General features: G+C 61.2%; 10 protein-coding genes and 1 tRNA gene. 6 read left to right on the top strand and 5 right to left on the bottom strand.

Features of this window, described 5'->3' with window-relative positions; translation table 11 throughout:
• Nucleotides 1-20 precede the first annotated feature (20 nt).
• The 6 genes from purH (at nt 21) to PG892_RS01785 (ending at nt 7,786) form a co-directional block, all read left to right on the top strand.
• Entirely contained in the window at nt 21-1,613 is a 1,593-nt protein-coding gene (purH, locus tag PG892_RS01810; RefSeq protein ID WP_042016335.1) for a bifunctional phosphoribosylaminoimidazolecarboxamide formyltransferase/IMP cyclohydrolase, read from the top strand.
• A gap of 104 nt (nt 1,614-1,717) precedes the next feature.
• Nucleotides 1,718-3,007 (top strand): phosphoribosylamine--glycine ligase, encoded by a 1,290-nt coding sequence (gene purD, locus PG892_RS01805; protein ID WP_041211074.1) that lies wholly within the window; start codon nt 1,718-1,720, stop codon nt 3,005-3,007.
• A gap of 406 nt (nt 3,008-3,413) precedes the next feature.
• Nucleotides 3,414-3,788: a cytochrome b562 gene (locus PG892_RS01800; protein ID WP_104454743.1), complete on the top strand. Its 375-nt coding sequence runs from the start codon at nt 3,414-3,416 to the stop codon at nt 3,786-3,788.
• Nucleotides 3,769-4,323, top strand: coding sequence for a cytochrome b/b6 domain-containing protein (locus PG892_RS01795; RefSeq protein WP_103243703.1), 555 nt, complete (start codon nt 3,769-3,771; stop codon nt 4,321-4,323). The genes PG892_RS01800 and PG892_RS01795 overlap by 20 nt, the downstream gene beginning before the upstream one ends.
• A 363-nt stretch (nt 4,324-4,686) precedes the next feature.
• Nucleotides 4,687-7,164, top strand: a complete 2,478-nt coding sequence (locus PG892_RS01790) for an alpha amylase C-terminal domain-containing protein (RefSeq protein ID WP_223933042.1) — start codon at nt 4,687-4,689, stop codon at nt 7,162-7,164.
• A gap of 277 nt (nt 7,165-7,441) precedes the next feature.
• Nucleotides 7,442-7,786 carry a tetratricopeptide repeat protein gene (locus PG892_RS01785; protein WP_270825095.1) on the top strand — a complete coding sequence of 115 codons (345 nt, stop codon included), beginning with the start codon at nt 7,442-7,444 and terminating at the stop codon, nt 7,784-7,786.
• 47 nt (nt 7,787-7,833) lie between these two features.
• On the opposite strand, the gene PG892_RS01780 is transcribed toward PG892_RS01785, so the two are convergent.
• The 5 genes from PG892_RS01780 to rpsU form a co-directional block, all read right to left on the bottom strand.
• Nucleotides 7,834-7,910: transfer RNA gene (locus tag PG892_RS01780), tRNA-Ile, on the bottom strand.
• A 194-nt stretch (nt 7,911-8,104) separates the two neighbouring features.
• On the bottom strand, nt 8,105-10,000 hold the full coding sequence (gene rpoD, locus PG892_RS01775; RefSeq protein WP_263639565.1) for an RNA polymerase sigma factor RpoD: 1,896 nt from the start codon (nt 9,998-10,000) through the stop codon (nt 8,105-8,107).
• Nucleotides 10,001-10,183: 183 nt separating this feature from the next.
• Nucleotides 10,184-11,971, bottom strand: coding sequence for a DNA primase (gene dnaG, locus PG892_RS01770; RefSeq protein ID WP_010675617.1), 1,788 nt, complete (start codon nt 11,969-11,971; stop codon nt 10,184-10,186).
• 89 nt (nt 11,972-12,060) lie between these two features.
• A complete protein-coding gene (locus PG892_RS01765) occupies nt 12,061-12,504 on the bottom strand; it encodes a GatB/YqeY domain-containing protein (RefSeq protein ID WP_210599743.1) in 444 nt (147 codons plus the stop codon).
• A gap of 15 nt (nt 12,505-12,519) precedes the next feature.
• Nucleotides 12,520-12,735: a 30S ribosomal protein S21 gene (rpsU, locus tag PG892_RS01760; protein WP_005309452.1), complete on the bottom strand. Its 216-nt coding sequence runs from the start codon at nt 12,733-12,735 to the stop codon at nt 12,520-12,522.
• Nucleotides 12,736-12,786: the final 51 nt, after the last annotated feature.

Here is a 12,786-nt window from a genome sequence, read left to right as displayed (position 1 = left end):
ATGCTGAGGACGATAGTGTGATGGAACAAGCTCGACCCATTCGCCGTGCACTGCTGAGTGTGTCTGACAAGACTGGCATCCTGGAATTTGCCAAGGCACTCGACGCGCGTGGTGTGGCCCTGCTCTCCACCGGTGGTACCGCCAAGCTGCTGGCCGATGCGGGCCTGCCGGTGACCGAGGTGTCCGACTACACCGGATTCCCCGAGATGATGGACGGCCGGGTCAAGACCCTGCATCCCAAGGTACACGGCGGCATTCTCGGCCGTCGCGACCGGGATGACGCCATCATGGCCGAGCACGCTATCTCCCCCATCGACATGGTCGTCGTCAACCTCTATCCCTTCGCCGCCACCGTGGCCAAGCCCGGCTGCACTCTGGAAGACGCCGTCGAGAACATCGACATCGGCGGCCCGACCATGGTCCGCTCCGCTGCCAAGAACCACAAGGACGTCACCATCGTCGTCAAGGCCTCCGACTATGACCGCGTCATCGCCGAGATGGATGGCAACGGCAACAGCCTGACCCTCTCCACCCGCTTCGATCTGGCCATCGCCGCCTTCGAGCACACCGCCGCCTACGACGGCATGATCGCCAACTACTTCGGCACCCTGGTGCCCTCCTACGGCGAAAACAAGGAAGGCGACGAAGAGTCCCGCTTCCCCCGCACCTTCAACAGCCAGTTCATCAAGAAGCAGGACATGCGCTATGGCGAGAACAGCCACCAGGCTGCCGCCTTCTACGCCGAAGAGCAGGCCGCGCCGGGCTCGGTGGCAAGCGCCATCCAGCTGCAGGGCAAGGCCCTCTCCTACAACAACATTGCCGACACCGATGCGGCGCTGGAGTGCGTGAAGGAGTTCAGCGAACCGGCCTGCGTCATCGTCAAGCATGCCAACCCCTGCGGCGTCGCCATCGGTGACGACCTGCTGGCAGCCTACGATCGCGCCTACCAGACCGACCCCACCTCGGCCTTTGGCGGCATCATCGCCTTCAACCGCGAACTGGACGGCGAGACCGCCGCGGCCATCGTCGCCCGCCAGTTCGTGGAAGTGATCATCGCCCCCAGCATCAGCCAGGCAGCCCGCGAGGCGGTCGCCGCCAAGCAGAACGTGCGCCTGCTGGAGTGCGGCCAGTGGACTGCCCCGGCGCAAGGCTTTGACTTCAAGCGCGTCAACGGCGGCCTGCTGGTGCAGGAGCGCGATCTGGGCATGGTGACGCTCGGGGATCTGACCGTGGTCAGCCAGCGTCAGCCCACCGAGGCCGAGCTGCAGGATCTGCTGTTCTGCTGGAAGGTCGCCAAGTTCGTCAAATCCAACGCCATCGTCTACGCCAAGAACGGCCAGACCATCGGCGTCGGCGCCGGCCAGATGAGCCGCGTCTACTCTGCCAAGATCGCCGGCATCAAGGCCGAGGATGAAGGGCTGACCGTGGCGGGCTCCGTCATGGCCTCCGACGCCTTCTTCCCGTTCCGCGACGGCATCGATGCCGCCGCTGCCGCGGGCATCTCCTGCGTCATCCAGCCAGGTGGCTCGATGCGCGACCAGGAGGTGATCGACGCCGCCAACGAACACGGCATGTGCATGGTGTTCACCAACATGCGTCATTTCCGTCACTGACAGCCCAGGGCCGCCGATGGCGGCCCTGCCTCTTTAGCACCGGATCCTTTCCACTGGCAGTGCCACCGCAGCGCCAGTGAACTCAGACAGAAGCGAGCGAGACGATGAAAGTACTGATCATTGGCAACGGCGGCCGTGAACACGCCCTGGCCTGGAAGGCCAAACACTCCCCCCTGGTGACCCAGGTCTTCGTGGCACCGGGCAATGCGGGCACCCAGCTTGAGCCGGGCATCGAGAACGTCGCCATCCAGGCCACCGACATCGAGGGCCTGCTGGCCTTCGCCAAGGCGAACCAGATCGGCCTCACCATCGTCGGACCGGAAGCCCCCCTGGTGAAAGGGGTGGTCGATGCCTTCCGCGCCGCCGATCAGACCATCTTCGGCCCGACCGCCGCCGCTGCCCAGCTGGAAGGCTCCAAGGCCTTCACCAAGGACTTCCTGGCCCGCCACGCCATTCCCACCGCCGATTACCAGAACTTCACCGAGGTGGAGCCGGCGCTGGCCTATCTGCGCGAGAAGGGCGCCCCCATCGTCATCAAGGCCGACGGTCTGGCCGCCGGCAAAGGGGTGATCGTCGCCATGACCCTCGACGAGGCGGAAGCGGCGGTGCGTGACATGCTCTCCGGCAATGCCTTCGGCGATGCTGGCGCCCGGGTGGTGATCGAAGAGTTCCTGGACGGGGAAGAGGCGAGCTTCATCGTCATGGTGGACGGCGAGCACGTGCTGCCCATGGCCACCAGCCAGGATCACAAGCGCGCCTTCGACGGCGACACCGGCCCCAACACCGGCGGCATGGGGGCTTACTCCCCGGCCCCCGTGGTGACCGACGAAGTGCACCAGCGCGTGATGGAACGGGTGATCATGCCGACCGTGCGCGGCATGGCGGCCGAGGGCAACGTCTACACCGGCTTCCTCTACGCCGGCCTGATGATCGATGCCGAGGGCAACCCCAAGGTGATCGAGTTCAACTGCCGCTTCGGCGACCCCGAAACCCAGCCCATCATGCTGCGGATGCAGTCCGATCTGGTGGATCTCTGCCTCGCCGCCTGCGCCGGCCAGCTGGATCAGAAGGAAGCCGTCTATGACCCCCGTGCCGCCATCGGCGTGGTGCTGGCGGCGGGTGGCTATCCCGGCGACTACACCAGCAACCACCCCATCAGCGGTCTGCCGGTGGACGAAGTGGCAGGGGAGAAGGTGTTCCATGCAGGCACCCGCCTGGAAGGACACACCAGCCTGACCCAGGGTGGCCGCGTGCTGTGCGCCACCGCCCTCGGCCACACGGTGCAGGAAGCCCAGCAGCGGGCCTATGCCCTGGCTGGCCGCATCCAGTGGGACGGCATCTTCTATCGCAAGGACATCGGCTGGCGTGCCATCGAGCGCGAGCAGGCCGAGTAAGGGCCGGATCCCGATCACTCAAAGGGCCTGCGGGCCCTTTTTTTGTTGCACGGCGTCTGTACGGGCAGTGAAATCGTCCATGGGTGGTGGCTTTCAAAAACAAAAACACCAGAAAAACTCACCTGACTTTAAAAAACCGATGTGTGATAAATAATGGCAGCATGATTCACTGCCTGCGAGCCCCTTCCCGGACCAGATGCGCGCCCTTGTATCCCCTGCCGGAGGCGAGATCCGGTGGCCGTTCTCTTTCGGCTACATTCCCACAGCAATCCCCTGCACAATTCGTCACAATTGGTCGCACTTTCTTCATACAATGATCGCCCTTTCATGGCATCATGATGCGTGAAACCGCACTCAAATGAGTGCTATAACTACCTGCAATCTCGTCGTCTCATAAGGAAATCCCATGCTGAAAACTGTGCGTCCCCTGCTGCTGCCCCTGATGTTCGGCCTGATGGCCCTGCCTGCCATGGCCGGCGATCTGGAGCAGCCGATGAAGAAGATCGGCTTCAACTACAAGCAGGCCGTCAAGGCTGACGACGCGGCCACCATGGAGAAATACATCAAGGAGATGAAGGCCCAGCTGGACGTCGCCAAGGGCAAGAACATGCCCGCCGCCAAGAAGGAGAAGTTCCTGGAAGGCATGACCGAAGTGCAGAGCGAGCTGGATGCCAGCCTGGCAGCCCTCCAGGCCGGTGACGAAGCCAAGGCGCGCGAGCACCTGGCCAAGGTCAACGACCTGAAGAAGGAGTACCACAAATATGCCAAGCAGAAAGGCTGACCCCTTCCACTGGGATGCTCTGGTGCGCCTCACCCACTGGGGTGTGGCGGCCATCTGTATCGGCAACCTCTGGCTCAACGAGGCGGGCGAGGAGTGGCACGAGCGGATGGGATACGCCGTCATGGTGCTCATCGGCATACGCCTGCTGTGGGGGCTCACCTTCGCTCGCGGCCACGCCCGCCTGCGCGCCCTCATCCCGAGCCGGGAGGATTTTCGCCATCAGGCCGACGCCCTGCGCGAACGGACCCCGCCCACCCCTGGCCATCACGGCAGCGGCAAGCTGGCGGTCTGGGCACTCTGGCTGCTGGTACTCGCCACCGCAGGGACCGGCTGGTTCCAGAACACCGAGACCGGCTTCGATCTGGGGGCGGACGACTGGCACGAGTGGTGCACCTGGGCACTGCAGGGCATGATCGCCCTGCACCTGTGCGCCATCGCCTACACCTCCTGGCGCCAGCGCAGCAACCTGGTCACCCGCATGCTGCCAGGGCGTCGTGCCCGGGCCAGTGCCGGGCAGCAGGAACCCAACGTCTGAACGTTCACGGGGCCCTGCGGGGCCCCTGTTCATCCCCTTCGCTACCCGCTTGACGGATCTCGCACCGATCTGCTCCCCTCTGCATCCTCCTGCTGCCACCGAATGGCATGAAAGCATTTTCATTCACATTTCTTAATTAATTCAGCTTGTTCGATTTTCAACCACGTCGATTTCATGAATGCTACGGAGCTGAACGAGGTTGTTTGTTGTCCGTTCGACTACACGACAGTGATACGTCAATAACAAGATCGAAGGGAAAATCGTCATGCACAACACACTGTTTCGAACCGCCCTGCTGGCGGCGGCACTCGGCTCTTTCAGCCACACTGCCAGCGCCGAAGGAGTCATGGTTCACCTGTTCCAATGGAAGTTCAACGACATCGCCAACGAGTGCGAGACCGTGCCGGGCCCAAGGGGTTCGGTGGCGTCCAGATCACCCCACCCGCCGAGCACAAACAGGGCAGCCAGGTCTGGTGGACCGTCTATCAACCGGTCAGCTTCAAGAATTTCAACAGCTTCGGCGGTAGCGAGGCAGAGCTCAGGAGCATGATCGCCCGCTGCAACGCGGCCGGGGTCAAGGTCTATGCCGACGCCGTCTTCAACCAGCTGGCATCGGGTTCGGGCACCGCCACCGGCGGCGGCAGCTACAACTCGGGGCAATACCAATATCCCCAGTTCGGCTACAACGACTTCCATCACAGCGGCGACATCACCAACTACGGTGACAGCAACAACGTCTGGAACGGCGCCCTCTACGGCATGCCGGACCTCAATACCGGCTCATCCTACGTCCAGGATCAGATCGCCACCTACATGAAGACCCTGCTCGGCTGGGGCGTGTCGGGCTTTCGCATCGATGCGGCCAAGCACATGGCACCGGCCGATGTGAAGGCCATCCTCGACAAGGCGGGCAGCCCCAGGGCCTACCTGGAGGTGATCGGCGCAGGCGGGGAGTCCCCCGACATTCAGCCGGGCCGCTACACCTATATCGACACCGTCACCGACTTCAAATACGGCACCGATCTCGCCGCCAACTTCAACGGCCAGATCAAGAACCTCAAGACCCTGGGCGAGAGCTGGGGCCTGCTCCCCTCCAACAAGGCCTTCGTCTTCGTGGTCAACCACGACCGTGAACGCGGCCACGGCGGTGGCGGCATGCTCACCTTCATGAGCGGTGCCCGCTACGAGCTGGCCAACACCTTCATGATGGCCTGGCCCTATGGCTGGAAGCAGGTGATGTCGGGCTATCGCTTTGAAAACATGGGTACCTATGAAACCGACAAGGGGGCGCCGGGCAGCACGCCCTGCACGGACAGCCAGTGGAACTGCGAACAGCGCCGACCGACCATCATGAACATGGCCCTGTTCCACAACCGGACCGAAGGCCAGCCCGTCAGCAACTGGTGGGACAACGGCAACAACCAGATAGCCTTCAGCCGCGGTGACAAGGGCTTCGTCGCCATCAACAACGAGAGCGGCAGCCTGGTGGCCTCGGTGCAGACCGGCCTGCCGGCCGGAGAGTACTGCAACCTGCTGGGGGGCAATGACTACTGCAGCGGCGGTTATGTCACCGTCGATGGCAGCGGCAAGGCCAGCCTGAACGTCCCCGGCATGAAGGCGGCCGCCATCATCGCCGGTTGCACCAAGGCCAGCCCCTGCGGCGGTTCCGTCCTGCCGGGCAACAAGTTCAGCAGCATGAACCTGCGCGGCACCCACAACGCCTGGGGCAACACCCCCATGACCGTCGATGCCAACCGTGTCTGGTCCGCCACCCTCACCCTGACCGGCAACGGTGACGCCACCGGTGCCCAGCGCTTCAAGTTCGACGTCTTCGGCAACTGGGCCGAGAACTACGGCGACAACGAAGGGGATGGCATCGCCGACAAGGGCAGCAGCAAGGATATCCTGGTCAGCGGGGCGGGCACCTACCGCATCACCCTGAGCGAGAGTGATCTGCGCTACACGGTCACCCCCCTCACCAGCAACCAGGCACCGGTCGCAGCCCTCTCCCCCAAAACCCTCAGCGTCAAGGCGGGGGAGAGCGTGGTGTTCGACGCCTCCGCTTCCAGCGATGACGGCGGCGTGGTGAGCTACAGCTGGTCCAGCGGGGGCACCGCCGCCACCGAGACCGTCCGGTTCGATACCCCGGGTACCCATACCGTGACGGTCACCGTAACCGATGCAGAAGGGTTGACCGCCAGTGCCAGCGCCGCCGTGACCGTCACCGACGACAACGGCACCTACGCCAGCGTACTGCCCACCCTGAACTTCCGCGGCACCCCCAATGCCTGGGGCTCCCTTGCCATGACGCTGGTCGCCGACAATCAGTGGGAAGCCCTGGTCACCTTCGACGGTCAGACCAACCAGCGCTTCAAGTTCGACGTCAAGGGGGACTGGACCCAGAACTACGGCGACACCAACAAGGACGGCGTGGCAGAACTGACCGGCAGTGACATCCTCACCCCGGTCATCGGCCAGTACCGGGTACGTTTCAACGATCAGACCCTGCAATACAGCCTGACTCCGGTGAGCGTCACCTATGCCAAGAATGTCGCCAGCCTCAACATTCGCGGCACCACCAACAACTGGGGCACCACCCCCATGTCCCTGGTCGGGGATCACCTCTGGCAGGCCAGCGTCACCTTCACCGGCAGCGGTGATGGCAACGGCAGCCAGCGCTTCAAGTTCGACGTCAAGGGGGACTGGACCCAGAACTACGGCGACACCAACAAGGATGGCGTGGCCGAGCTGGCCGGGGCAGACATCACCACGGCAGTGGTCGGTGCCTATGTGGTGCGCTTCAACGACCAGACCCTGGCCTACAGCCTGAGCGCCCAGTAAGGCTGGACACACGCCAGGGCCATTTCGCCCCGGCGCCGAACCAGGCCTCCCGCCATCGGCGGGAGGCCTTTTACATGGCCCCATGACCCGTTCCCCGCCAGCCTGTCGGCAGGCATACTGATCCTTCATCCCCATGCAGGAGCACATATGAAACAGTTGAACACCCTCAAGGCCGAGGGAGGGATGGATCGAGGAAGCCCGTCAGCACGGTCTGCTGCAACTCATCGAGCACCCAACCCACGCCGAGCGGCATTACGAAGTGGCCGGACTGCACGACATGCTGGGGCGAGAGGCCCAGGCCATTCCCCTCTATCAGAAGGCCGTGTCGCTGGGGCTTGGCGAGTCGTCGCTGCGCGGAGCCCTGCTTGGACTTGGCAGCTCCTATCGCACCACGGGCCGTCATGCCGAGGCGCTGGCCACCTTTGACGAGGCCCTGGCCCGCTTCCCCGATGCCATGGAGTTCAAGGTGTTTCGTGCCATGACCTGCTACAACCTGGGGCGCAACAAGGAGGGGATGGAGACGCTGCTGGGGATCCTCGCGACCACCACCACGGATCCCGCCCTGCTTCCCTACCGGCGCGCCATGGCACTCTATGCCGAGGATCTGGACAGACGCTGGTGAACGCCAGAAACGAAAAAGCCGCTCAAAAGAGCGGCTTTGTCTGAAAATGGTGGCCCCTGGGGGACTTGAACCCACGACCAATCGATTATGAGTCGACTGCTCTGACCAACTGAGCTAAGGGGCCATTGATGCTGGTTAGCGGCGTGGATTATAGGGGATGGCGGATACCCCGTCCATAGTCAGATCAACCACTTGGCGAGATTTCATCCATATTCAAGCGGTTCCATGACCCCTCTTCACGCCCATGCCAGCACGGATAAAACAAAGCCCCGCATGGCGGGGCTTTTTGTTGCAATGTCAGGCTGACAGAACCCGGGACTACTCGTCCAGGAAGCTGCGCAGCACTTCCGAGCGGCTCGGATGGCGCAGTTTGCGCAGGGCCTTGGCTTCGATCTGACGGATACGCTCACGGGTGACGTCGAACTGCTTGCCCACTTCCTCGAGGGTGTGGTCGGTGTTCATGTCGATACCGAAGCGCATGCGCAGTACCTTGGCTTCCCGTGCGGTCAGCCCGGCCAGCACTTCGCGGGTCGCGTTGCGCAGGCTCTCGCTGGTGGCCGCATCCGCTGGCAGAGCCAGGGTGGTATCTTCGATGAAGTCGCCCAAGTGGGAGTCTTCGTCATCACCGATGGGCGTCTCCATGGAGATGGGCTCCTTGGCGATTTTCAGTACCTTGCGGATCTTGTCTTCCGGCATGCCCATGCGCATGGCCAGCTCTTCCGGGTTCGGTTCACGACCCATCTCCTGCAGCATCTGGCGGGAGATACGGTTGAGCTTGTTGATGGTCTCGATCATGTGCACCGGGATACGGATGGTACGGGCCTGATCCGCGATGGAGCGGGTAATGGCCTGACGGATCCACCAGGTGGCATAGGTCGAGAACTTGTAGCCGCGACGATATTCGAACTTGTCGACCGCCTTCATCAGACCGATGTTGCCCTCCTGGATCAGATCCAGGAACTGCAGACCGCGGTTGGTGTACTTCTTGGCGATGGAGATAACCAGACGCAAGTTGGCCTCGACCATCTCTTTCTTCGCACGGCGGGCTTTGGCCTCACCAATGCTCATGCGGCGGTTGATGTCCTTGATCTGGGCGATGGACAGACCGGTCTCTTCTTCGATCTGCTGCAGCTTGCCGATGGAACGCAGTACTTCTTCGTCCATCTCGAGCAGACGGGGAGACCACGCCTTGCCGGCCTGCTTCTGGTATTCGAACCAGGCAGTTTCGCACTCGTTGTTGGTGAAGGCCGCGACGAAGGTCTTCTTCGGCATCTTGGCCTGCTCAACGCAGAGCTTCATGATGATGCGTTCCTGCACGCGGACACGCTCCATCATCTCCCGCATGTTGTTGACCAGGCGATCGAACTGCTTGGGCATCAGGCGGAATTGACGGAAGACATCGGCCAGCTGGGCGATGGCATTCTGGGTGTCGTCGTGGGCACGGCCATTCTGCTGAATGGAGAGACGAGTCACCTCGTACTGGGCACGCAGTTCGCCGAATTTCTCGCGAGCGACTTCCGGATCCGGGCCACCGTCGCCGTCATCGTCGGAGTTGTCACCGTCTTCGTCTTCGTCCTCATCTTCGTCTTCGTCTTCGTCGGCGAGGTCGTCCTCGCTGAGCTCGGAGCCGATATGAGTGGCGGTCGGCGCCACGTCATCCACTTCGTTCGGATCGATGAAGCCGGAGATGATGTCGGACAGGCGAAGCTGCTCGGCTTCGTACTTGTCGTACTGTTCGAGCAGATAGGTGATGGCTTCAGGGTACTCGGCGACGGAGCTTTGTACCTGGTTGATACCGTCTTCGATCCGCTTGGCGATGTCGATCTCGCCTTCGCGGGTCAGCAGTTCGACGGTACCCATTTCCCGCATGTACATGCGGACGGGATCGGTCGTGCGACCAATCTCAGATTCAACAGATGCCAGAGCCTGGGCCGCTGCTTCGGCAGCGTCCTCATCGGCGGTACCACCTTCAGCCATGATAAGGTCATCGGCATCCGGAGCGTTTTCAACCACTTGAATGCCCATATCGTTGATCATCTGGATGATGTCTTCGATCTGGTCTGAATCGACAATGTCTTGCGGGAGGTGATCGTTCACCTCGGCATAGGTCAGGTAGCCCTGTTCTTTACCTTTGGCAACGAGGAGTTTAAGCTGAGACTGCGGGGTTTGCTCCATAGAACTCATCCGGTTGGTGTTGCTAGGTTGCGCGTACAGTGCGCTGCTGCGCAAATAGCCAATTCTAATAGAAAACCGCCAGACATGCTATGTCTGGTTGCGGCGTCGGTCATGAGAAACCCCTGCCCGCAGTGTTGTCGGGGCCAGGTGGTTATAAAGTGTTTGCTTTCAATCCCGTCGATTCGGGCAACGCTATTCATATTGGGACTGCTCACTCAAATATCAAGCCCCACTCTCATTTCTTTTCTCAATCTGCACCTCTCTGATCAGCATCATCAGCTCCTGAGTTTCCTCAGAGCTTAGCCCTTCCTGCGCCACCTTGGCCTGCAATTCTTCGATCCGTTGCTTCAGGAAAAGGTTGATGAAACCGACAAAGGTATCCTGTAATTCTCCCAAAATATCGGGCTCCTGGTCGAGCTTTACCTCTTCAAACAGGTCATGCATCGCCAGCTGGGCAAGTATTTCTCCCTCTTTTGTGCCGCGCCAATGCTCCAGCAGGATACCCGTTGTCACTCCCGGCTGGATCAGGATCTGCTGGTGCAGTTGCAGCAGGAAAGGGATCCCCTGCAGGCGCAGCCCGGCCAACTCGGGCATGGCCGGCAGCTCGGCGGTGATCGCCGGATACTGCACCATCAGGGCCAGAGCCCTGCGGATCGGCGTCAGTTTGGTCGCCTTGGGTTTGTTAACTTCCGCCTTGGGCTGGCTGTTGCGGGCAAACAGCTCGGCAATCCGCTGCTTGTTTTCTCCCCAGCGCATCATGCTGGAGAGTCGGGTAATCAACCCCTCGCGAGTGAAACCTTCCGGTACCCGACGAATCAGCTCGGCGGCCTTGTTGGCTACTTCAAACTTGCCTGCCTCACCGGAAAGAGCCGCATCGCGCCCGAGGCGTTCGAACATGAAATCCGCAAACGACTGGGCCTTGTCGAGCAGCGCTTCGAACCCCTCCTTGCCGATCTGGCGTACCAGCGAGTCGGGATCCTCGCCATCCGGCAAAAAGACGAACTTGAGTTCACGGCCGTCCTGCAGGTGGGAGAGCGCGTTATCCAGCGCCCGCCAGGCCGCTTCCCGACCGGCGTTGTCGCCGTCGTAGCAACAGACCACCTCTGCCGTGGTACGGAACAGGGTGTGGATGTGATCGCTGGTGGTCGCAGTCCCCAGTGCCGCCACCGCATAGTCGATGTCGTACTGGCCGAGCGCCACCACATCCATGTAGCCTTCCACCACAAGGATCCGGCGCGGATCCTTGTGTGCCTGCTTGACCTCATAAAGGCCGAACAGCTCTCGCCCCTTGTGGAAGATGGGGGTTTCGGGGGAGTTCAGGTACTTGGGCGTGCCATCCCCCAGCACTCGGCCACCGAAGCCGATGACCCGGCCGCGTTTGTCCCGGATCGGAAACATGATGCGATCGCGGAAACGATCGTAGCTGCCCGGGCCGCTGTCACGGGGGATCAGCATACCGCCCGAAATCAGCAGTTGTTCGTGATCCCTACTGGCGCCAAAGCGGCGACGCACCTGATCCCAGTCCCCAGGGGCATAACCGATGTTGAAGCGCTTGACCACCTCGCCAGTCAGGCCCCGGCCTTTCAGATACTCCACCGCCTGAGGCGCGTTCTTGAGATTGCTCTCGTAGAAGCGCGCAATCTGGTTCATCAGCTCGAACAGATCCTTGCTGACGGCTGGTTGGCTATGGCTTGATCCACCCGCCGTTTGCTCACGGGGGACCTGCATGCCGTGCAGGCTTGCCAGCTCTTCGATGGCATCGGGGAATTCCAGGCCGTCGTACTCCATGACAAAGCCGATAGCATTGCCGTGGGCACCACAACCGAAACAGTGATAGAACTGCTTCTCCTGGCTGACGGTAAAGGAGGGACTTTTTTCGTTATGAAAAGGGCAGCAAGCCTGGTAGTTCTTACCGGCTTTCTTCAACCGCACACGGGAGTCGATCAACTCGACTATGTCCGTGCGTACAAGCAGATCATCGATAAAGGATTGCGGGATCCTGCCAGCCATAACCGTCCTGTTTCATTGCATAGGAAATAAAAAAGCCGCGCATTCCAATGGGAAGCACGGCTTCTTCAACCAAACAAGAGAGTTGCCTGTTACGCCAAGCGGGTTTTCACCTGAGCACTGACGGCGCCGACATCGGCACGCCCCTGAATTTTTGGCTTCAAGACAGCCATGACTTTACCCATGTCAGCCATGACGGCAGCACCACTTTCAGTGATGGCTTGCTCGATCAGGGCGGCAATTTCGTCTGCGGTCAGCTGTTGTGGCAGGAACTCCTGCAGCACAACGATCTCGGCGGACTCTTTGTCGGCGAGATCCTGGCGACCGGCAGCTTCAAACTGGCTGATGGAATCGCGACGCTGTTTGACCATTTTGGTCACGACAGCGATGATCTCTTCATCGTTGAGCTCGACACGGGTATCGACTTCACGCTGCTTGATTTCTGCCATCAACAAGCGGATAGCACCCAACCGAGGCTTGTCTTTGGCAAGCATGGCGAGCTTTTGCTGATCCTTGAGTTGATCCTTCAGAGACACGGCATGATCCCTTGATTAGTACAGGCGGATACGACGTGCGTTTTCGCGGGACAGCTTCTTGGCGTGACGCTTGACAGCGGACGCTTTGGCGCGCTTGCGAATGGTAGTCGGCTTCTCGTAGAACTCACGGCTACGAACTTCGGACAGGATACCGGCCTTTTCGCAAGAACGCTTGAAGCGACGCAGAGCAACGTCAAACGGCTCATTTTCACGGACTTTGATTACTGGCATGTGCCTTTCACCTCAGTGATAAATTGTTAGCTGACCTTCAATCGATCAGCA

It is taken from the genome of Aeromonas sp. QDB68 (assembly GCF_027707405.1).
Taxonomy (GTDB): Bacteria; Pseudomonadota; Gammaproteobacteria; order Enterobacterales; family Aeromonadaceae; genus Aeromonas; species Aeromonas caviae.
The sequence above is the reverse complement of the archived record's forward strand: the minus strand, read 5'-3'. Positions and strand labels throughout refer to the sequence as shown.

What these genes read in the sequence shown, in the direction of transcription:
- purD (WP_041211074.1), top strand. Translation starts at nt 1,718, where the DNA reads ATGAAAGTACTGATCATTGGCAACGGCGGCCGTGAACACGCCCTGGCC.
- PG892_RS01785 (WP_270825095.1), top strand. Translation starts at nt 7,442, where the DNA reads ATGCTGGGGCGAGAGGCCCAGGCCATTCCCCTCTATCAGAAGGCCGTG.
- PG892_RS01800 (WP_104454743.1), top strand. Translation starts at nt 3,414, where the DNA reads ATGCTGAAAACTGTGCGTCCCCTGCTGCTGCCCCTGATGTTCGGCCTG.
- rpsU (WP_005309452.1), bottom strand. Translation starts at nt 12,735, where the DNA reads ATGCCAGTAATCAAAGTCCGTGAAAATGAGCCGTTTGACGTTGCTCTG.
- dnaG (WP_010675617.1), bottom strand. Translation starts at nt 11,971, where the DNA reads ATGGCTGGCAGGATCCCGCAATCCTTTATCGATGATCTGCTTGTACGC.
- PG892_RS01790 (WP_223933042.1), top strand. Translation starts at nt 4,687, where the DNA reads ATGGAAGTTCAACGACATCGCCAACGAGTGCGAGACCGTGCCGGGCCC.
- purH (WP_042016335.1), top strand. Translation starts at nt 21, where the DNA reads ATGGAACAAGCTCGACCCATTCGCCGTGCACTGCTGAGTGTGTCTGAC.
- PG892_RS01795 (WP_103243703.1), top strand. Translation starts at nt 3,769, where the DNA reads ATGCCAAGCAGAAAGGCTGACCCCTTCCACTGGGATGCTCTGGTGCGC.